Annotated in this window: 15 protein-coding genes; 8 read left to right on the forward strand and 7 right to left on the reverse strand. The window is 32.3% G+C overall.

Translation table 11 applies throughout. From position 1 onward, the window contains the following. Positions 1 to 33: 33 nt before the first annotated feature. The gene (locus tag M3P09_RS14410; RefSeq protein WP_249973685.1) at positions 34 to 2,028 is read left to right on the forward strand and encodes a TonB-dependent receptor plug domain-containing protein; all 1,995 of its coding nucleotides are present in this window, start codon (positions 34 to 36) and stop codon (positions 2,026 to 2,028) included. A 102-nt stretch (positions 2,029 to 2,130) separates the two neighbouring features. Here M3P09_RS14410 and ric read toward each other — a convergent pair whose 3' ends face one another. From ric to M3P09_RS14430, 4 genes are all read right to left on the reverse strand, one after another. Further along, positions 2,131 to 2,862 carry an iron-sulfur cluster repair di-iron protein gene (ric, locus tag M3P09_RS14415; RefSeq protein WP_249973686.1) on the reverse strand — a complete coding sequence of 244 codons (732 nt, stop codon included), beginning with the start codon at positions 2,860 to 2,862 and terminating at the stop codon, positions 2,131 to 2,133. A gap of 49 nt (positions 2,863 to 2,911) precedes the next feature. Continuing rightward, positions 2,912 to 3,346, reverse strand: coding sequence for an RrF2 family transcriptional regulator (locus M3P09_RS14420; protein ID WP_099565386.1), 435 nt, complete (start codon positions 3,344 to 3,346; stop codon positions 2,912 to 2,914). Positions 3,347 to 3,409: 63 nt separating this feature from the next. Then, complete coding sequence (locus tag M3P09_RS14425) at positions 3,410 to 3,757, reverse strand: hypothetical protein (protein ID WP_099565453.1); 348 nt, start codon at positions 3,755 to 3,757, stop codon at positions 3,410 to 3,412. Next, complete coding sequence (locus M3P09_RS14430; protein ID WP_099565385.1) at positions 3,757 to 4,731, reverse strand: polyprenyl synthetase family protein; 975 nt, start codon at positions 4,729 to 4,731, stop codon at positions 3,757 to 3,759. The genes M3P09_RS14425 and M3P09_RS14430 overlap by 1 nt, the downstream gene beginning before the upstream one ends. A gap of 125 nt (positions 4,732 to 4,856) precedes the next feature. On the opposite strand from M3P09_RS14430, the gene M3P09_RS14435 reads away from it, so the two are divergent. From M3P09_RS14435 to M3P09_RS14450, 4 genes are read left to right on the forward strand one after another with little or no spacing between them, the layout of a single operon-like run. Then, a complete protein-coding gene (locus M3P09_RS14435; protein ID WP_249973687.1) occupies positions 4,857 to 5,462 on the forward strand; it encodes a TetR/AcrR family transcriptional regulator in 606 nt (201 codons plus the stop codon). Positions 5,463 to 5,474: 12 nt separating this feature from the next. Continuing rightward, positions 5,475 to 6,842 carry a TolC family protein gene (locus M3P09_RS14440; protein ID WP_249973688.1) on the forward strand — a complete coding sequence of 456 codons (1,368 nt, stop codon included), beginning with the start codon at positions 5,475 to 5,477 and terminating at the stop codon, positions 6,840 to 6,842. An 18-nt stretch (positions 6,843 to 6,860) separates the two neighbouring features. Further along, the gene (locus M3P09_RS14445) at positions 6,861 to 8,030 is read left to right on the forward strand and encodes an efflux RND transporter periplasmic adaptor subunit (RefSeq protein ID WP_099565382.1); all 1,170 of its coding nucleotides are present in this window, start codon (positions 6,861 to 6,863) and stop codon (positions 8,028 to 8,030) included. Positions 8,031 to 8,051: 21 nt separating this feature from the next. Further along, a complete protein-coding gene (locus M3P09_RS14450) occupies positions 8,052 to 11,585 on the forward strand; it encodes an efflux RND transporter permease subunit (RefSeq protein WP_249973689.1) in 3,534 nt (1,177 codons plus the stop codon). 66 nt (positions 11,586 to 11,651) lie between these two features. Here the strand turns inward: M3P09_RS14450 and M3P09_RS14455 are convergent, their stop codons facing one another. Continuing rightward, positions 11,652 to 14,231: a carboxylesterase family protein gene (locus tag M3P09_RS14455; RefSeq protein WP_249973690.1), complete on the reverse strand. Its 2,580-nt coding sequence runs from the start codon at positions 14,229 to 14,231 to the stop codon at positions 11,652 to 11,654. A gap of 178 nt (positions 14,232 to 14,409) precedes the next feature. Continuing rightward, positions 14,410 to 17,046 (reverse strand): TonB-dependent receptor, encoded by a 2,637-nt coding sequence (locus tag M3P09_RS14460; RefSeq protein ID WP_249973691.1) that lies wholly within the window; start codon positions 17,044 to 17,046, stop codon positions 14,410 to 14,412. Between the two features lie 287 nt (positions 17,047 to 17,333). On the opposite strand from M3P09_RS14460, the gene aspS reads away from it, so the two are divergent. The 3 genes from aspS to M3P09_RS14475 are packed head-to-tail and all read left to right on the forward strand — an operon-like array spanning position 17,334 to position 21,149. Continuing rightward, the gene (gene aspS, locus M3P09_RS14465) at positions 17,334 to 19,088 is read left to right on the forward strand and encodes an aspartate--tRNA ligase (RefSeq protein WP_249973692.1); all 1,755 of its coding nucleotides are present in this window, start codon (positions 17,334 to 17,336) and stop codon (positions 19,086 to 19,088) included. A 46-nt stretch (positions 19,089 to 19,134) separates the two neighbouring features. Continuing rightward, positions 19,135 to 20,913, forward strand: a complete 1,779-nt coding sequence (locus tag M3P09_RS14470) for a chloride channel protein (protein WP_099565452.1) — start codon at positions 19,135 to 19,137, stop codon at positions 20,911 to 20,913. Then, positions 20,913 to 21,149, forward strand: coding sequence for a hypothetical protein (locus tag M3P09_RS14475; protein ID WP_099565377.1), 237 nt, complete (start codon positions 20,913 to 20,915; stop codon positions 21,147 to 21,149). Before M3P09_RS14470 ends, M3P09_RS14475 begins: the two co-directional genes overlap by 1 nt. 44 nt (positions 21,150 to 21,193) lie before the next feature. Here M3P09_RS14475 and M3P09_RS14480 read toward each other — a convergent pair whose 3' ends face one another. Next, complete coding sequence (locus M3P09_RS14480) at positions 21,194 to 21,643, reverse strand: nucleoside deaminase (RefSeq protein ID WP_249973693.1); 450 nt, start codon at positions 21,641 to 21,643, stop codon at positions 21,194 to 21,196. Positions 21,644 to 21,671: the final 28 nt, after the last annotated feature.

Consider the following 21,671-nt stretch of genomic DNA (forward strand, 5'->3'; position numbering starts at 1 on the left):
TATAATGCGTCTGTTTAAAAGCACTAAAAAAACATGAAAAAGTTTATCAAATACAGCATTATTTTTCTTTTCAGCGGATTTACATTTGCTCAAGAAGATGGTGCCGTTAAAAAAGACACAACTAAATTAGACGAAGTTATTGTTTTAGGGCGACGCAAACTTAGCAACTATAGACAAGAAAAAACCTTATCTAGTATAGATGAATATTTAGAGAAGGCAAATAAAGTTACCATGATAAAACGTGGTAATTATGCTTGGGAACCAACAATAAATAACATGAATAGCGATCGATTAAACGTAACTATTGATGGTATGCAAATTTTTGGTGCCTGTACTGATAAAATGGATCCTATTACATCCTATGTAGATGTTTCTAATTTAGAAAAAGTAAGTGTTGGTTCTGGTCAAACAGGTACGGAAAACGGACATTGCGTTGGTGGTGGATTAGATTTAAAACTACCAGCAAGCAAATATTTTGAATCTGGCTTAAAAACGAGTATAGATTTAGGTTACGAAACCAATGCTAACTATAGAACTGGAGGTTTAGATATGGAATATTCTAGTAGCAATTTTTATATTAATGCTGATGGTATTCTTAGAAAATCTGATAATTATGAGGCTGGAAACAGTCAAGAAATATTGTATTCTCAATTTCAAAAATACAACATATCATTACAAACAGGTTTTAAAATAAACGAAAACCAATCCATTGATGCAAATGTAATTTACGATAAAGCTACCGATGTTGGTTATCCTTCATTACCAATGGATGTTTCACTTGCCGAAGCTTTAATTACATCTGTTACTCATAATTACAGCAACGATTCAACATTTATAAAAACCTTAGAAACTAAACTTTACTTTAATACCATTACTCATGTCATGGACGATTCTAAACGTCCAGATGTACCAATTCGTATGGATATGCCTGGGTGGAGTGATACTTATGGGTTTTATAGTAAAGCTACAACAAACATTAATAAACATAAGTTAGTGTTAAATTTAAATGGGTTTTACAATCGTTCGTTAGCAGAAATGACTATGTACCCAAACGACTCTAATCAACCTGCCATGTTTATGTACACATGGCCTGATATAAGAACACTTTATACAGGGGTTTTTGCAAAAGATGATTTCTCTTTAAATGATAATGAAACGCTTTCTACTTCCATTAGAGTTGGTTTCCATAGCAATAAAATTTCTAAAGATGTTGGGCTAGAAAGTCTTCAAATTTTTTATCCTGAAATTAATGATACTAAGAGTAGGTTTTTAACTAGCATAGCTTCAAATTATACATTTAAAAAGAAAAACTACGATATTAGTTTTGGTATTGGTTATGGAGAAAGAGCCCCTTCTGTTAGTGAAGGTTATGGATTTTTCCTCTTTAATAGTTTTGATAGGTATGATTACATAGGAAACCCAACCCTAAAAAACGAAAAAGCAATTGAAGTAAATGTAAAAGCAAATTTTCATAATAGTAAATTTCACATAGGAGTTGAAGCCTCTTATTTTCATATTATGGATTATATTATTGGAGATATTGATGCATCGTTAAGCCCTATGACTATTGGCGCAAATGGTGTTAGAATTTATAAAGCTTTATCAAACGCTTCTATTTTTGATGTGTATTTAAATACATCATATAAATTATCAAAATCATTTTCAATTAACGGGACCCTTGGTTATAATTACGGAACAAGTAGTAACAATAAAAATCTACCTCTTATAAAACCTATATCATATTTAGCAGAATTTAGTTATAGCACTGCAAAGTTTAATGCAGCAATTCAATTAGAAGGTAATGGAAACCAAAGTAATTATAGTAGTTTTTATGGTGAAGACGAAACACCAGCGTATGGTGTTTTAAACTTTAATTTTGGAAATATTTTCTATACTAATACCAAAAAATGGATTTTAAAATATGGTGTTGAAAATATTTTAGATGCGAATTATTCAACCTACGCAGATTGGAATAATATACCAAGACAAGGACGTAATTTTTATATGAATGTATCCTTTATATTTTAGATAGAGTTCATTTTTTAATTTCATTAAAAATCCCAAAAAGCAATTCGTTTTACTTCTTGGGATTTTCCGATTAAATATTACCGCTCTAAATTGAATTTGCTATTAACCAAATTGTTGTTCTAACTCTATAGCTTGAGGGAATAAAATATTGTTTTCTAAGTGAATATGTAAATGTAAATCTTTTTCAAATTCTTCTAACATCGCAAATGTTACCCCATATGTATTGCAGGCATCTGCTGGAAGAGTATAATTATTTGTAAGCTCAGCTATTTGTCTGAAACGTTCCCCTTCATTATCATGTTCATGCATCATCATTTCAATTGGATTTTCTACCGTTATAAACTGTGGAGATTGAATAGCGCCCTGTTGCAACTTAGCTTTTACCATCTTTTTTACAAAAGGGAACAATATAAGTTCTTCCTTCTTCATATGTGACGCTAATTCACCTGCCGAGGCAGTAAATAATTCATTTATTTTAAATAATTCTGGATGACGCTCACCATGAACACGACATAATTTATCTAAAAACTGTTTCAACACTGGAATTCTTTCTTCTACATAGCGATGATGTTTTTTTTCAATATAATCAATTAACAAATCTAATGGCCACGATTTATAATCTATAGACTCACCTCCTTTTTCATTTAAAACACGGCTAAGTTCATCTAATAACACATTGCTGTCTATTCCTTTTTTTTCGCAAGCTTCATCGATTGATCTGTTACCATTGCAACAAAAATCTATTTTATATTTTGAAAAAACGGCTGCAGTTCTATAATCTTCGGCTACAAATTGTCCGATTTGTTTTTGTGAATCTTTTCGTAGTGTTTCCATAATAATTATTTATTTCGGATGTTTTTATCCTATTTATATTCAAATTTTTTTAAATCCTTAAAAACGATGCTCCCGATTTAATATTTAGTGCCAATTCTTCTAAACTTGTATCTTCTAGCATTTGCTTTAAACCTTCTCTTATAGCTTTAAATTTATCGTGCACAGGACATGGGTGAGCTTCATCACATTTATGTAAACCTAAACCACATCCGCTATAAATAGAATCGCCATCAATGGCGTTTACTATATGAGCTAATTTTACTGTTGATATTTTATTTTTATCAATTTCAAAACCTCCATATGCACCTTTAACAGAATTAATAACATTATTTTTAACTAAAGCTTGTAAAATTTTTGCTGTAAAAGCTTCTGGAGAATCAATTTCTTTAGCTATTTCTTTAGGGCTTACACGTTTTCCATCAAAAGAATTTATGGCAATAAAAATAGATGCTTTAATACCGTATTCGCAAGCTTTAGAAAACATATAGTGTCGTTAATTTAATACAAATGTATAACAATATTTTTAATTAAGATAAATTTGTCTTAATTAATATTTGTTTTTATACCATACTTTTTGCCACTCACGTTTTAAAATTAAAAACGAGACCTCTTCAGATAACTTTAATGTATCATTTCCATCCAATGCTTTTACTTGTTTTTCTGATACATCAATGATATAAAGTAAATTAAGATACTCGGTAAATTTTTCTTGAATAAGCTTATAAATAGTTTCGTGAAGTAGTAACTTTAAACTTGTTGGTAAAACATCTTCATGAAAATCTAAATCAATATTTGCTAATAAAAAATCTTTATTGAGTTGTTTGATTAATTTATTATATAAATTGAATTGATTTGCTTCTTCAATTAATGTTTCAAAAGTAGATGGTAACTGCATCATACATTCCTATTCATTAAGCCTGTTCCGAAGTCTTTTAAAATTGCTTTTTTATCATCAGAAATATTTAATGACTTTAAAACCATAAACGCCTTATTTGTATAATCTTGAATAGCTTTCTTAGTGGCTTCGGCAGAGCCTGACGTTTTAAAAATTTGCTTTACAACTTCAACTTTATTATCAGTTGTATTTACATTATTACTAAATAATTGTTGCAATTTCAGCTTGTTTTCCTCTTCAGAAAACTCAAGAGCTTTTATATACAAATAGGTTTTTTTATTTTCAATAATATCACCACCAACTTGCTTTCCAAAAGTTTTAGGGTTACCAAAAGCATCTAAATAATCGTCTTGTAACTGAAAAGCAATTCCTAAATTTTTACCAAAATCATATATACTATTTTGATCTTCTATAGAAGCTCCAGCAACAATGGCTCCCATTTTCATTGCAGCTCCAACTAAAACAGCTGTTTTGTATTCAATCATTTTTAAATATTCATAAACAGTAACATGGTCACTGGTCTCAAAATCAATATCATACTGTTGTCCTTCACAAACTTCCAAAGCCGTTTTACTAAATAATTTTGCTAAAGCTTGAAACGTATTAGCTTCATAGTTTTCAAATAATTGATAAGCCATAATTAACATAGCATCTCCTGATAGAATACCTGTATTTACATCCCACTTCTCATGCACCGTTTTTTGTCCGCGACGCAAAGGAGCATCATCCATAATATCGTCATGTATTAAAGAAAAATTATGAAATACTTCTATACTTAGTGCCGCATTTAGTGCCTTTTTATAATCGTTATTAAAAATATCGGCAGTCATTAACGTTAAAACTGGTCTTAACCTTTTTCCTCCTAAATTTAAGATATATTGAATAGGGTTATATAATGTTTGAGGTTCTTTTACAGTTGAATAATTATTTAAAAACTCAACAAACTCTTCCTGGTATTCTTCTATTGAAAGCATCAAACAAAAATAGAGTAATTCATCATAATTAAAAACTCCAATGTAAAGGATATGTTAAAAAATTATTAAAACTTTGGAAACTTTTTAGGTTTTTAAAGTTTCCTGTCGTAGTTTTGTGCCCGATTATGAGAGATAAAATTTTATTAGGCGCAACAGATTTGTTTTTAAGCTATGGCTTTAAAAGCGTGACAATGGATGATATTGCTAGTTCTTTGGGTGTTTCCAAAAAAACTATATATCAACATTTTGACAATAAAACAAAGCTAGTAGAGGCTACAACGCTAAGCCTATTTGAGTCTATTTCTTGTGGAATAGATCATATTTGTTCGTTAGAAAAAAATCCTATTGAGGAAATATATAGCATCAAGCAGTTTATTATGGAGCATTTAAAAGATGAAAAGTCTTCGCCTCAATATCAACTTCAAAAATATTATCCTAAAATATTTAATACTTTAAAAAGTAAACAGTTTGAGGTTATGCAAACGTGTGTTACCGATAATTTAAATAGAGGGATAAATCAGGGTTTATATAGAGGTTCTATTAGTGTAGAATTTATTGCAAGGATTTATTTTAATTCGATGCTTGCAATAAAAGATAAAGACTTATTTCCTCTTAAGAAGTTTTCAATGAATATGCTAATGAGTAATTATTTAGAGTACCACTTGCGTGGAATCTGTACTCCAAAAGGACTTGAAATATTAAATCAATTTATAACATCAAATCAATCATAAATAAACACTAAAATGAAAAACAAACTAATATTAATTTTTAGTTTATTATGTGCTTTTGTCTCATTTTCGCAAGAAAGTGCTCAAAGTTTCACATTACAAGAAGCTATAGATTATGCTTTAGAAAATAATCGAACATCAAAAATTGCAGCACTTGATATTGAAGCAGCAGAAAAACAAAAATGGGAAACAACAACAATTGGGTTACCACAAATTAATGCAAGTATAGATTACAATAATTGGTTAAAGCAACAAGTGTCTTTGCTACCAGCTTCCATTTTATCAGACGCAGCTAGAGCCGATTTAGGTCTTGGAATTAATGATCAATTCCCTGCTACTTTTGGAACTAAGCAAACCATGAATGGTACTGTAACTTTAGAACAATTAATTTTTGATGGCTCTTATCTTGTTGGATTACAATCTGCAAAAGTGTTTTTAGAAATATCAAAAAACGCTAAAGAAAAAACAAATTTAGAGGTTAGAAAGGCTGTAATTAATGCTTACGGAAATGTACTTCTTGCTGAAGAAAGTGTGAAAATTTTAGAAAGAAACATTGAAGTTTTAAAGAAGAACCTTAATGAAACATCTAAAATTTACGAAAATGGATTAGGAGACGAAGAAAGTGTAGAGCAGTTACAAATTACACTCTCTGGAGTAGAAAGTAATTTAAACAATACTTCGCGCTTAAAGACTTTGGCTTACCAAATGCTAAATATTACGTTAGGTGCCGATTTAAACGCTAATACATTACTAGCTGATAATTTAGAAAGCCTAACTGCTCAAAATATTGTTTTAGGATTGCTTAATTCTGAAGAAAATGTTGAAAATACTATTGACTATAGAATTTCTCAAAACGATAAAAAATCAAAAGAGCTCCTTTTAAAACTAGAAAAAAGTAAAGCACTACCAACTCTAAGAGGTTTTGTAAATGCTGGCTATTCTGGTAATAATAATAATTTCGATTTTCTAAAAAATAATCAAAAATGGTTTGGTTCATCATTGTTAGGTGTAAGCATGAACATTCCTATTTTTAGTTCTGGTCAAAGAAGCGCATCTACACAGCGTGCTAAAATAAATCTTGAAAAAGCGAAAGAAACTTTAACCGAAACTGAACAAAAAATAAAGCTTCAAATGGCATCTGCAAAAAGTGACTATCAATTCGCTATTGAAGATTATCAGAATAAAAAGCAAAATTTAAATTTAGCTGAACGTATAGAGAAAAAAAATCAAACCAAGTTTTTTGAAGGTATCGCTACTAGCTTTGAATTAAGACAAGCACAAACACAATTGTACAGTTCTCAACAAGAGTTCTTACAAGCCATGCTTGATGTTATTAACAAAAAGGCAGAACTTGAAACAGTATTAAACACTATAAACAACTAATAAAATATCAATCATAAAATGAAAAAAATATATTCATTATTAATCGTAACAATTATATTGACTTCATGTGGAGGCGATAATAAGAAATCTGTCGAAGATATTATAGCTACTAATAACTTAGAACAAATTAGAAAGCGCAAAACACAATTAGATGGCGAGCAACAAACTATTGCCTCTCAACTTAAACAACTTGAAGCTAAAATTAAAGAATTAGATCCTCAAGAAAGAGTACCATTAATAACAACTTTTGATGCAAAAGAAGCTGTTTTTAATCATTACGTCGAGCTTCAAGGAAATGTAAGCACTAAACAAAATTTGGTGATTTTTCCTGAGTACTCCGGAATCTTAACTCGTGTGTATGTAAAAGAAGGTCAAAAAGTTTCTAAAGGTCAAACTTTGGCTAAAATTGATGATGGTGGTTTAAGCCAACAAGTTGCTCAATTACAAATACAAGCAGATTTGGCAAAAACTACTTTTGAGCGTCAAGAGCGTTTATGGAATCAAAAAATTGGAAGTGAAATTCAATATTTACAAGCAAAATCTACTTATGAAGCTCAGCAAAAAGCGGTTAGTCAATTACAACAACAAATTGGAAAAACAATTGTTCGTGCTCCTTTTTCTGGAACTATAGATGATGTAATTACAGAACAAGGAAGCGTTGTTGCTCCTGGTCAATCACAATTATTTAGAATTGTAAACCTAAAAGACATGTATATTGAAACTGATGTTCCAGAACGTTACATTTCTAACGTAACTCCAGGAAAAGATGTTCAAGTAGAATTTCCAATTCTTGGCAAATCTATGGATGCAAAGATTAGACAAGCTGGAAACTTTATTAATCCTGCAAATAGAACTTTTAAGGTTGAAGTTGCAATTGATAATAAAGAGAATACCATCAAGCCTAACTTAACAGCAAAACTTAAAATAAACGATTACACAAGCGAAAAAGCAATTTTAATTCCTCAAAGTATTATTTCTGAAAATGCTGAGGGCCAACAATATGTATATACAGTTACGGATAAATCTGGAAACAAGGCTAAAGCAAAACGTGTAATTATAGAAACTGGCAAAACCCAAGGTGATTACATAGAAGTCCTTTCTGGCTTAGAAAACGGTAATGAAATTATTGATGAAGGTGCACGAAGTGTTAAAGACGGGCAGGATATAAAAATACTTGTTGTTGAATAATCAAACTAATTCTGAATACTAATGACTAAAGATAAAAAACAAAAGAAAGTAGATAAAGAGTTTGGTTTATCATCATGGGCAATTAATAATAAAACAACCATGTATGTTTTAATTGCCTTAATACTTTTCCTTGGAGCTGGTGCTTATTTTAGTATGCCTCGAGAAAGTTTCCCAGAAATTAAAGAAACCAAAATTTATATTAGTTCTGTGTATCCTGGTAATACTGCCGAGGATATTGAAAAACTAATTACTGACCCTATAGAAGACAAACTAAAGACAGTAAGTAATGTTGTTGAAATTACCTCAACATCTCAAGAAGACTATTCTATTATTATTGTAGAGTTTGATGAAAATATCTCTGTTGATGCTGCAAAACAAAAAGTAAAAGACGAGGTAGATACTGAAACTTCTGGCGAAGATTGGCCTACGTTTAATGGCGCCAAAGTTGAGCCTAATATTTTCGATTTAAGTATGTCTGAGGAAATCCCTATCCTCAATATTAATATTTCTGGAGATTATCCTGTTGATAAGCTAAAAGAATATGGTGAGTATCTTGAAGATGAAATTGAAAGCTTACAAGAAATAAAGCAAGTTGATATTCGAGGCGCTCAAGAAAAAGAAGTAGAAGTTGCTGTAGACATCTATAAAATGATGGCTGCGCAAGTTAGCTTTAATGATATTATTACTGCGATTAGCAATGAAAACATGACGATGTCGGCAGGTAATTTGATTACAAGCGGGCAACGCCGTACCATTAGAATTATTGGTGAAATAGATACACCAAGCGAACTAGAAAGTTTTGTAGTTAAATCTGAAAATAACAACCCTATATATTTAAAAGATATAGCAGTAGTTACTTTTAAAGATGAAGACAAAACGACTTATGCAAGAGAGTTTGGTGAGCCTGTAGTAATGCTTGACGTTAAAAAACGTGCTGGTAAAAATATGGTAGCAGCCGCAGAGCAAATTCAAGTAATTATTGAAGACGCTGTTGCTAATGTATTTCCACCTGATTTAAAAATTACGGTGGCTAACGATCAATCCTCAAAAACTATTGGGCAAGTTGATGATTTAGTTAATAACATCATATTTGGTATTATTCTCGTTGTTACCGTTTTAATGTTCTTTTTAGGATTTAAAAACGCCTTATTTGTTGGGTTTGCTATACCAATGTCTATGTTTATGTCTCTGATGATTTTAAACATGTTGGGGTATACGATGAATACTATGATTCTTTTCGGACTTATAATGGGCCTAGGAATGCTAGTAGATAATGGTATTGTAGTTGTCGAAAATGTATATAGACTAATGTCCGAAGGTATGCCACGAATTGAAGCTGCCAAAAAAGGTATTGGTGAGATTGCATTTCCTATTATTATTTCAACTTTAACTACAGTAGCAGCATTTGTTCCATTAGGGTTGTGGCCAGGTGTAATGGGGCAATTCATGATTTATTTTCCAATTACTCTATCTGTAGTGTTAGGATCTTCTTTGTTTGTTGCTATCTTCTTTAACTCAGTTATGGTATCACAATTTATGACTATTGAAGATAAAGACATGCCTCTAAAAAACATTATTAAAATATCTGCAATTGTTGGTGGTATTGGCATCTTCATCATGCTAGTTGGTGGAAGCTATAGAGGTTTAGGTACCTTAATGTTAGTAACAGTTATTATGCTATGGGCATATCGTTTATTCTTAAGAGGTTGGGCAAATGGGTTTCAAAATAACATCTTACCTCGTTGGGAACGTTTTTATGAAAAGACTCTTCGTGCTGCATTAAGCGGAAGAAAACCTGCTCTTATAACAATTGGAACGGTTATTCTTTTATTTATTGCTTTTATGGGCTTTGGTGCATCTGTGGGCAGCCAACGTACTAAAGTTGAATTTTTTCCAGATAACACTCCAAATCAAATTATTGTATATGTAGAATATCCTGAAGGAACAGACATCAAAAAAACCAATGCTATCACAAAAGATATCGAAGAGCGTGTTTACAAAATTGTAAACGAAGAAGCGTATAAGCACGGTGATTTCAATTTCTTGACAGAAAGTGCCGTATCACAAGTGGGTGAAGGTGCAGGAAATCCTCAAACCGATGGTGGCTCTGCTGCCGAAATGCCACATCGTGGTAAAATAACAGCAACCATGCGCGAATATAAATTTAGAGATGGTGCCGATAGTCAAGAGCTTCTTAAAAAAGTACAAGAAGATTTAAAAGGTATTTATCCAGGTGTTGCTATTTCGGTTGAAAAAGATGCTGTTGGCCCGCCAGCTGGCTATCCAATAAATATAGAATTAGAAGGTGATAATTATTCCGAATTAATTGCTACAGCTGAAAAGATGCGTGATTTTATCAACTCTAAAAACATACAAGGTATTGATGAATTGAAAATTGATGTCAATAAATCAAAACCATCAATGCAAGTTGCTGTAGACAGAAAAAAAGCAGGAGAATTAGGTGTTACTTCTGGTCAAGTAGGGCAGCAATTGCGTAATGCTATTTTTGGAGCAAAGGCAGGTATTTACAAAGAAGATGGTGAAGATTATGATATTTATGTCCGTTTTAATGAAGAAAACCGATACAATACCAGTGCTATTTTCAATCAAAAAATAACATTTAGAGATATGGCTTCAGGGCAAATTAAAGAAATCCCTGTTTCTGCTGTAGCTAAGCAAAACAATACTTCTGGATTTAGCGCTATTAAACACATTCAGAATGAACGAGTTGTTACTGTCTATTCTGCATTAGCTCCCGGGTTTATTGATGCTGCAGCAATTGTTTCCCAAATAGAAAAAGAAACTATAGAGTTTATAGAAAATGACGTTTCAGATAATATTAAAATTGACTTTACCGGACAAATAGAAGAACAAAAAAAGCAGCAAGATTTTTTGAATGGTGCATTTATGGCTGGGTTAGGGCTAATTTTCTTTATTTTAATATTCCAATTTAACTCGGTTTCTAAACCAGCAATTATTATGTTAGCTATCTTTTTAAGTTTAATTGGCGTATTCGGAGGCATCCTAATAACAGGCAGCTCTTTCGTAATTATGATGACCATGATGGGTATTATTTCTCTCGCTGGTATTGTTGTAAATAACGGTGTGGTGCTCTTGGATTATACTCAACTTTTAATTGATAGGAAGAAGGTAGAACATGATTTGGAAGATGATCAATATTTAGAAACTTCAGATTTATTAGAAGCTATTGTAAAAGGAGGAAAAGCGCGTTTACGCCCTGTATTATTAACAGCAATTACTACTATTTTAGGATTGATTCCTTTAGCTACAGGGCTAAACATAAACTTCTTTACTTTATTTAGTGAGTTTAATCCACATATATACATGGGAGGAGATAATGTAATTTTCTGGGGCCCTTTAGCTTGGACAGTAATTTACGGATTGTTAATTGCTACGTTCTTAACATTAATAGTAGTTCCAATACTATTCTACCTAGTTACAAAATTTAAAATGTGGCTTTATAAAGGTAGAGTTGCAACTAAGGAAGAACTTATCCCTCAAGAGGTTTTTAATATGGATAAACGAATTGATTAATTGATGACTAATTCGATTAATAGCAGAACCCTAGGTTTTCTTAATTGAAAATCTGGGGTTTCTTATTTATTTCCACTCAAAATCTCCAGTTTCTACAGACCAATCATTGCCAAAAAAACCAGCACATTTAACTGCAGGCATCCCATTTAAAAGGACCTCATCGTTAAAGAGTAATACATCAGGAAATGTTGTTCCGTTAACTAAATAATGATTCATGTATGCTGCTTTCATACCCTTTTCTCCTGTAGCGGTAACAATACCAACACTTGCTTTTTTACTATCTTTTCTAGGCGTAATAAAATACATTCCCCATTGATTTCCTGATAATAGTTTTCCATTAAAGTTTATCTGATTATTTCTTACTTGTATTGGGCTCTCTTTTAAAAGTAAATTCCATGCAGCATTATTATCTTTATTCCCATATACAACTACATTTCTATCTTCATACTTTTTCAAAGAAAAATTGACATCTTTTACAATTTCTATATGTCCATTAGCGCGATACCAAAATGTTTCTGCGTCAAATCTTGCTCGATTATAATACCATTCATTTTCAGTTTTATTTCCCTTAGTAGCATAAACAAATACCACATTGTTATTAAAAGCATCCTTAAAACCACCATTTCTGTGCGGGCCTTTTTCTTTTAAATTAGGTGGCGGTGTGATTTGCCATTTCTTATTTACTTTCTTAAAAAATACTTTTTTATCATTTTGAATTTCTAATTGCGTATCATCAATTTCAATAGTCTTTTTTGAATCATTTAGCGTTGAAAAATCTACCTCAATTAAAGCTACATTTTCTGTTTTCAATTTATAATCATTTTCTTTTGAAAATTTGAAAGAGCTTGTGTTAAAAGGAACTTCTTGTTGATGAATTGTTATAAAATGTGATGAGGAAGAAACCCCTGGCGAGCCTGTAAAGAATTCATAGTTTTTTACATCTTTATCTTCTTTAATTGTTCTCTGCTTAAAGAAGTTGAAAATAGGATCCCAATCTACACTATGATTCCCGTACCAGTGTGTGCCATCTGGATATTCATAATATGTAAAATCTGAATGAAATTTTCCTAAACGCTCACGCATATCACGAGCAATACTAGTTGGTACCACATTATCAACTTCGCCATGTAAAACATAAATGCCATGATGCAAATAATTACGAATAAGTTGCAAAGTTCTACTTGGAGTCCCTGCTCTGTGTATTATATTTTCTATAGCAGTAGGAACCCGTTTTGTCGTCATTAATTCTAGTATCTTAGGAGTAATCCCAAAACGCTTTAATTGTTCTTCTGGCATTTTTAACATCCTATTTATAAAACCATCTCTGTATAATAGCAAATCTGGATATCCTGCACATGGCGCAATAGCAGCAAAATAATCTGGATACGTTGCACCTAAATACCAAGTACCATGCCCTCCCATTGAATGTCCAGTTAAATATATTTTTTTACTATCAGGTTTGTATATATTTTTAGCCTCAGCCAAAACTTCTAAGGCGTCTAAACGCCCCCAATCTTCCCATGCAAAACCAAACGGACGACGATTTGTTGGTGCTATTAAATTTCCCCAATCTTTTTTCTTATAAGCATTAGCTTGATTTACAGCTTCGACCGAAGCTCCATGTACAGATAAAAACAACGCGCCTTCGCTTAACGTTTTATTACTTGATGGTGCTACACTGTAATATTGAATACTACCATCTATATTACTTTTTAGTGTACGTTTATGGTGTTTATGCTTAGATTTTATTTGAATTTGAATTGTTTTAGAATCGATTGACGTTCCTTTCTTATTATTCAAACTTAATTGTAAATCTGCATTTCCAAGTTTTGCATCATCTATAACTGACGCTATTTTAAATGGTACTTTTTGCACACTTAAAGGAGGAATACTAGGGATTTCTTGAGTTACCACTTCCCCATTAATATTAGATGTAATAACATGATTTTTAATCCAGTCCTCAGAAGCATTTATAACCCGAATCGCTCCTAAATAAGTTTTATTTTCTTCAACTAAAACATCAGGTAATGTTAAATCTCTAGTTGTAAATTCTGTTTTTGCTTGTGGCGCTATTAGTCGTGCTCTAATTCTTGGGAAACGGCCCACTTTTAATATAAACTTATTAAGCCCTTTTTTTAGTTTTAACGGAATTAAATTCCATCCAAAATCATAATGGTCTCCTTCATGTGGTAAACCATTAATTAAAACAAGTGAATGGCCTGAAGCCTCAAAAAGAACAGTTTCTTCATTGTTAGAGTGATAACTTAAATACACATAACTCGATCTTAAATTTCTATCATTAAAACTATTGGTTGTATCTGTAGTAATGGCTTTCCACTTTAATTCGTTACCTAAAAAATCAATGTCAAACACATCATTGCTTTTAGGCTTATAATCTGACTGCATTAAAAACTTACTAAAAACAGGGTCTTTAGGAAATGATGATGAGTTAAACCTAAAGTTCTGAATTTTTAAAGCTAACCCTGTTTTAAAAACGTGCAGCAGTTTTCCTTCTTTAATATCATTAACTTTTTCTTTCCCAAAATATTCAACAATATTTCCTGTTCTTTGCTGTGCTTGTAGAGCAGAAAAAGTAATTAATAAAAATAATAGGATTCCTTTAATCTTAATTTTGGTTAAATACATTACAAGTAATTTTCATTTTTAATAAAATTAGGTATTTCGTTTTATTAAAAAATATTTTTCGACCAACAACGGTAAGTCTTCTTTAAATAAATAACTTTAACTATAAAACAGCAACATAAAAAAACCCAGAGTAAAACTCTGGGTTATTGAAAAATATTAAGTTAAGACTTATCCCAATTTAAAACTTATAGTTTAAACCAATACTAAAGTTAGTTCCTAATTGTCCTAATTGTTGTACTTCAGATGAGTAAACAAATCTGCTTCCTGCTTGCGCAGTTCCTGTAGATGCTAAAGTTACATCTGGATACACATCAAAAAGGTTATTAACTATACCTGTTATACTCAACTTGTCAGTAAAATTATAACTTAAGCTTAAGTCTGTTGCCATTTTAGATGACAGGTCTTGATCGTTTGCAGCCCCATTAGGAGATGTAATAGTAACTTTACCAAACAAAGTATTATAAAGACCTATATTAACTTTTTCAGACTCATAGTCTAAACCTAAAATAATTTTAGATTTTGGTCTTGCACTTGTAATTAAGCCTTTTTCTATTCTTGCAAAAATATCATATCCTTCGGCTGCTAGTGCTGCTGGTGTATTGATTGCTGAAATAGTTGTTTTATTAAAGTTAGCCGCTAAATTAGCGTGTAGCTTACCAGACCCCATGTCTATATTTCTATAATTTAAAACAAAATCGGCTCCTGTTGTTTTTGTGTCACCCGCATTAATAAATACTTGAACTGCAACTACATTACTATTATCTAAAATTGTCTCAACAGGGTTTGTTGGTGCTCCTGGAGCACCATTAGTGTACCCAATTTGAGAAGAAAACAATATACGATCTTCTACTTTAATATTATAAAAATCTAAAGATGCAGAAAAATTTCTATCAATTTTATAGGTTATTCCTGCTGCAAAGTTTTTAGACGTTTCATAAGTCAAACTAGGAACTCCTAAAGCTTGAACTGCTGGATCGTCATTTGCTAAAGTTCCTTGCTTTAGCGGTTCTGGAGAACTGGCTACAATAATAAATTGGCTATTGGTTAAATGACGTTGATGTAACGTTGGTGCTCTAAACCCTGTACTATAAGATGCTCTTAAAGCACCTTTGTCTCCTAGTTTTTGGCGCCCAAAAAGTTTCCATGAAAAATTAGAATCATCAACATCAGAAAAACTTTCAAAACGTCCTGCAACTCCTAATAATAAAGCTTCAGACACATCAAAATCTAAGCCTGCATAAGCAGCGAAGTTATTTCTATCCCATTCACCAGCTTCATTAGGTTTAACTCCAGCAAAAGAATCTGATCCTGCACCAAAGTATGATAATGGGTCCCCTTCATTGGCATCAAAATATTCTACCTTATATTCAAAACCAAAAGAGGCACTTACCATCTCAGAAAATAAAGCTGAAAAATCTAAATTCCCAATCACATTACTTAAACTGTACCCTCCTGGGTGAAAAGTTCTAGGTGATGTCCCATTAAGTGCTAAGTAGTCTCTATTTACCGAATTATTTACCGTATAACTAACACTGTTTTTTCCATACGTAATACTGGCATCAGCATTCCAGTCGTTACCTAAATCCATTTTCAATCCAACTGCATTTAAATGATCCTTAATTCTAGCTTCAAATGTTGGCTGATATCCCTGAAAATCCTCAGGAGGTGTTATAAATCCTGCATCTGCTACATCTCTTCTCCAATAAGGAGCTCTATAATATGCAAAACTTTTACCTGTACGCAATGTGTATCCATGGAATGAATAAAACTCTGAATTCTCACCTACTGGATGCGACATATTAACAAAAACATCTCCTTTTTCTAGATCTGGCTGACCAACATGCATCCCTAAATCTGGGTTGTTTTGTGCCCAAGCTATTTCATTTGGCCTAGCATCTCCTGGTAAATCAGCAATTCCGGGAGTACCTGCTCTATTTGTTAGCCCTTGGTTATAATATCCTAACGTAAGGTTTATAAATCCGCCATCTCCAAAACCAAGAGTTGTATTAAAATCTGTTGCAAAATTAAATCCGTCACCTTCAGAAGTAATACCAGTTTTTGCACTAAATGTAGAAAACTGTGCATCTTTTTTAAGCACCATGTTAATTACTCCTGCAATCGCATCTGATCCGTATTGTGCTGATGCTCCATCACGCAAAATCTCCACACGTTCTATGGCAGCTGTTGGTATACTCTTTAAGTCAACGCCAACTTCACCTTTACCCGGTGTTCTATTTAAGTACACTTGAGCACTTTGGTTTTTACGTTTACCATTAACTAAAACCAAGGTTCTACTTGGTCCTAACCCACGTAAATCTGCTGGATCATAATGTGCAGTTGCATCAGAAATTGCTTGAGTTTGTGCATTGAATGACGGTACTTTAAAAGTTAACATTGCTTCAATCGTTGGTTGCCCACCACTTGTCAGCTCCTCAACACCAATATTATCAATTGGTACAGGAGAATCTAAAATAGTTCTAGGTTTTGCTCTATTACCTAAAAGAACAATTTCATCTAAAGCAACGCCAGCTTGCATCGTAACATTTAAAACATTGCCAGAAACTTCTATCTCTTGAGAATCGTATCCCACATATGAAAACACAAGTATGTCACCCGTATTTGCACTTAAGGAATATTTTCCATCAAAATCAGTTGTTGTTCCTGTTGATGAATTTTTAATAATTACAGAAACGCCCGGTAATGGTTGAGATGAATCATCTAACACTACCCCTGAAACTTCTTGAGCTTCAGAAAAATTAAATGCTCCAAAGAGCATCAAAATCATAATCAAGTTAAGGTTTAAAAATTTACTCATAATTTTTAGTTTTTGAATTAGTTGTTGCTAATATAAATATATCATGAGAGTTTAACAATGGAAAAATCAAAAATATTATGCATACATATAATTTATTCGTAAAATATTTCTTAATTTTTTGAACATTTATTCAAAAAATAACACAAAAAATATTAAAAACTTAAAATTTACACACCCTCCTTTTAACAGCTCATTATAGCTATACACAAAACTCTATATTAAAAAAATATGCAAAAAAAACTATACTCCATTGTATTTCTTTAAATTTGCACTTCAATTTTACATCCATGTACAGAAGTCATAATTGTGGCGAATTAAACGCCTCTAATATAAATACAGAAGTAACCCTCGCAGGTTGGGTACAAAAATCTCGCGATAAAGGGTTTATTGTATGGGTAGATTTACGCGACCGCTACGGTATTACCCAATTAGTTTTTGACGAAGAAAGAACATCAAAAACTATGCTTGAACAGGCTCAAAATTTAGGCCGTGAGTTTGTTATTCAAGTTACAGGAAATGTTATAGAGCGGGCTTCAAAAAATCCAAATATACCTACAGGCGATATTGAAATTTTAGTATCTAAATTAAATATTTTAAATGAAGCAAAGTTACCGCCGTTTACTATAGAAGATAAAACCGATGGTGGTGAAGATTTACGAATGAAATATCGTTATTTAGATATTCGTCGCAACCCTGTAAAAAACAGTTTAATTTTTAGAGCAAAAGTAACCCAAGAGGTTCGTAATTATTTATCAAAAGAAGGTTTTATAGAGGTTGAAACGCCTTATTTAATTAAGTCTACACCAGAAGGTGCTCGCGATTTTGTTGTGCCTTCTCGTATGAATGAAGGACAGTTTTATGCGCTTCCACAATCGCCACAAACTTTTAAGCAATTGCTTATGGTTGGAGGTATGGATAAATATTTTCAGATAGTAAAATGCTTTAGAGATGAAGATTTACGTGCCGACAGGCAGCCTGAGTTTACACAAATAGACTGCGAAATGGCATTTATTGAGCAGGAAGATATTTTAAATGCTTTTGAAGGGTTAACACGTCATTTATTGAAAGAAGTAAATGGGATTGAAGTTGAAAAATTCCCAAGAATGCTTTATGATGATGCAATGCGTTTATATGGAAATGACAAACCAGATATTCGTTTCGGAATGGAATTTGGCGAGCTAAACGATGTTGCTCAACATAAAGATTTTAACGTTTTTAATAATGCTGAATTAGTTGTTGGTATTGCTGTTCCTGGTGGAAATAGTTATACTAGAAAAGATATTGACAAATTAATTGATTGGGTAAAACGTCCGCAAATTGGTGCTTTAGGAATGGTATATTCGCGTTGTAATGACGATGGTTCTTATAAATCTTCCGTTGATAAATTTTACGATCAAGACGATTTAGCAAAATGGGCAGAAGTAACTGGAGCAAAAGCTGGTGATTTAGTTTGTGTTCTTTCTGGTGAAACTAATAAAGTACGTGCACAATTAAGTGCTTTACGTATGGAGTTGGCAGAGCGTTTAGGATTAAGAGACCCTAAAGTTTTTGCACCACTTTGGGTAATTGATTTTCCATTATTAGAATTGGATGAAGAAACAGGGCATTACCATGCTATGCACCATCCTTTTACATCACCTAAGCCTGGACAAATAGAATTACTAGACACAAATCCAGGAGAAGTAAAAGCTAATGCTTATGATTTAGTTTTAAACGGTAATGAAATTGGTGGTGGTTCTATTAGAATTCATGATAAAGCAACACAAGCCATAATGTTAAAACATTTAGGTTTTTCTGAAGAAGAAGCCAACGCACAATTTGGTTTTTTAATGGATGCCTTCGAGTATGGCGCACCTCCTCATGGAGGGTTAGCTTTTGGTTTAGATAGATTGGTTGCTATTTTAGGTGGACAAGAAACCATTAGAGATTTCATTGCTTTCCCGAAAAACAATTCAGGACGAGATGTGATGATAGATGCACCTGCTCCTATTGATGATGAGCAACTAGCAGAATTGAGTTTAAAACTCAATTTAAAATCATAAAGAATTAAAATCCTGCAAATTGCAGGATTTTTTAGTAGCTTTAAACATGCCTAAACAATCTTTTATAAAACGTTTGCTTATTTTAAGGTACAAGTATGTATCTCAAAAAAACTTTGTTTTTTTTCTCAGTATTTTAATTGGGTTACTATCAGGTTTAGTTTCGGTTACTATAAAGAACATAACGTTTAGTATTGAATGGGTTTTAGAAAAGGTAGCAGTTTTAACCCAAAACAGTATCTATTTTATATTGCCAATTTTAGGTTTATGGTTAGTTTATTTATTTGTAAAACATGTGTCAAAAAAACCTATTGAACATGCTATACCATCAATACTATATTCTTTATCAAAAAAAAACGGACTATTAAAACGGAGCAAAATATTTACACCATTAATTACTGCGCCACTAACAGTAGGGTTTGGAGGTTCGGTTGGTTTACTCGGTCCTGCTATAGCCTCGGCTTCGGCAGTAAGTTCAAACATTGGGCAATTATTTCATGTTGATAGAAAAACAAAAAACTTACTTATTGGCTGTGCAGCAGCAGGCGCTATTGCTTCTATTTTTAAATCGCCCATTGCAGCTATTATTTTCGCTATAGAAGTATTCAGTCTAGATTTAACCTTTGCTTCATTGCTTCCATTATTAATAGCATCTGTATCATCCGTTTTAACATCATATTTTTTTTTAGGAGATGAAGTTCTATTCAACTTTACAATTTCTGATAAATTCACCATAAAAGACACGCTTTTTTATATTGTTTTAGGCATAGGAACTGGCGTAGCATCTATCTATTTTTCAAAAATATATTTTGCTATTAATACATTTTTTGAACGATTTAAAACTAGCGGGCAGAAACTTATTATTGGAGGTTTAGCCATTGGTATTATGCTTTATTTTATTCCACCGCTATATGGTGAAGGTTTTGGGTTTATTAATGATCTCTTTAGTGGCAACCATTTAAAAGCTTTGGGAAAAACCCCTTTTGATGCTTATACCGAGAACATTTGGGTTGTAATAGCCCTTTTATTTGGTGTCACCATTTTTAAAGCAGTTGCAATGACTACAACATTTGCAGCAGGTGGTGCCGGTGGAATTATTATTCCAACAATGGTTATGGGTAGTGCTTTAGGAAATGTAGTTGCAAAAATTATTAATAATATAGGATTGGGGTTTAATGTATCCGAAGCAAACTTTACACTTATTGGAATGGCTGGTTTAATTGCTGGTGTACTACACGCACCATTAACAGCCATTTTCTTAATCGCAGAAATTACTGGTGGTTACGAACTGTTTGTACCTTTAATGATAACGGTTTCCATGTCATTCATCATTACAAAAAATGTAGTAGAACATACTATTTACACCAAAGAGCTTGCCGAAAAAGGCGCTTTATTAACTCATGATAAAGATAAAAGTGTTCTCACACTTATGAAATTGGATAGCGTTATTGAAAAGAACTTTAGCATACTAAATCCAGAAATGTCATTGGGCGAAATGTTGCATAAAGGTGTCGCGAAATCAAGTAGAAACTTATTTCCAGTGATAGATAAGCAAAATAATTTGGTAGGTATTATTTTATTAGATGATATACGAACTATCATGTTTGATCAATCGTTATACGAATCCACATCAGTAGAAACCTTTATGCATAATCCACCAGATTATATTAATTACGAAGAAGACTCTATGCAAAAAGTCATGCGAAAATTTCAAGATTCTGGTGCCTGGAATTTACCTGTAATTAAAAACGGATGTTATTATGGGTTTGTTTCAAAATCAAAATTACTAACTGCCTACAGACGCGAATTAATTAACTATACTAGCTAATGAAGTATTTAATCATTTTCTTTTTACTTGTATCTATCGGATTAGTAGGCTGCGGATATTTTATGGAAACCGAATACTCTCAAAAGTTAATTGGTTTCGGTGTTGTTACTTTATTTTTAATTGTGTTTCCTTTATTTTCTTATTACCGCTGGAAAGATAAAAATGTAAAAGATTATATGCTTACTAAAGAAAATCTTGATAAAATGCGTGAGCGTGAAGGCGATATACGTAAATAATTCGGGAATTCTATTTTTGGTCGTGTTAGGGTTTATAATTAAGGTCAATTCAAATTTCGTTTTTCAATAAAAAACCGTTTTAAAATCTCAGAAGCTTCATCAGCCAAAATACCTCCTTTAATAATTGTTTTTGGGTGTAATTTGGTTTTCAAATTAATACAACCACGTTCAGTATCCCTAGCACCATAAACAATATTAGATATCTGGCTCCAGTACAAGGCTCCTGCACACATTTGGCAAGGCTCCAACGTTACGTACAAGGTGCAGTTCTGCAGATACTTTCCTCCTAAAAAGTTAGCCGCAGCCGTTATGGCTTGCATTTCTGCATGTGCTGTAACGTCTGTTAATGTTTCGGTTAAATTATGTCCACGAGCAATAATTTTATTATCAATAACTATTACAGCTCCAACGGGAATTTCGCCCTTCTCAAAAGCAGCTTCTGCTTCCTGAAGCGCTTTTTTCATAAAATAGGTGTCGTCAAATGGTTCTAACATGATACAAAAGTGCAAAAAATATTTCGGC

This window comes from Jejuia spongiicola (genome assembly GCF_023502325.1).
GTDB classification, from domain to species: Bacteria; Bacteroidota; Bacteroidia; order Flavobacteriales; family Flavobacteriaceae; genus Wocania_A; species Wocania_A spongiicola.

Coding starts and splice junctions, on each gene's coding strand:
- M3P09_RS14410 (WP_249973685.1), top strand. CDS start 34: ATGAAAAAGTTTATCAAATACAGCATTATTTTTCTTTTCAGCGGATTT.
- M3P09_RS14445 (WP_099565382.1), top strand. CDS start 6,861: ATGAAAAAAATATATTCATTATTAATCGTAACAATTATATTGACTTCA.
- M3P09_RS14460 (WP_249973691.1), bottom strand. CDS start 17,046: ATGAGTAAATTTTTAAACCTTAACTTGATTATGATTTTGATGCTCTTT.
- M3P09_RS14480 (WP_249973693.1), bottom strand. CDS start 21,643: ATGTTAGAACCATTTGACGACACCTATTTTATGAAAAAAGCGCTTCAG.
- M3P09_RS14435 (WP_249973687.1), top strand. CDS start 4,857: ATGAGAGATAAAATTTTATTAGGCGCAACAGATTTGTTTTTAAGCTAT.
- M3P09_RS14455 (WP_249973690.1), bottom strand. CDS start 14,231: ATGTATTTAACCAAAATTAAGATTAAAGGAATCCTATTATTTTTATTA.
- M3P09_RS14470 (WP_099565452.1), top strand. CDS start 19,135: ATGCCTAAACAATCTTTTATAAAACGTTTGCTTATTTTAAGGTACAAG.
- M3P09_RS14475 (WP_099565377.1), top strand. CDS start 20,913: ATGAAGTATTTAATCATTTTCTTTTTACTTGTATCTATCGGATTAGTA.
- M3P09_RS14430 (WP_099565385.1), bottom strand. CDS start 4,731: ATGCTTTCAATAGAAGAATACCAGGAAGAGTTTGTTGAGTTTTTAAAT.
- M3P09_RS14440 (WP_249973688.1), top strand. CDS start 5,475: ATGAAAAACAAACTAATATTAATTTTTAGTTTATTATGTGCTTTTGTC.
- ric (WP_249973686.1), bottom strand. CDS start 2,862: ATGGAAACACTACGAAAAGATTCACAAAAACAAATCGGACAATTTGTA.
- M3P09_RS14420 (WP_099565386.1), bottom strand. CDS start 3,346: ATGTTTTCTAAAGCTTGCGAATACGGTATTAAAGCATCTATTTTTATT.
- M3P09_RS14450 (WP_249973689.1), top strand. CDS start 8,052: ATGACTAAAGATAAAAAACAAAAGAAAGTAGATAAAGAGTTTGGTTTA.
- M3P09_RS14425 (WP_099565453.1), bottom strand. CDS start 3,757: ATGCAGTTACCATCTACTTTTGAAACATTAATTGAAGAAGCAAATCAA.
- aspS (WP_249973692.1), top strand. CDS start 17,334: ATGTACAGAAGTCATAATTGTGGCGAATTAAACGCCTCTAATATAAAT.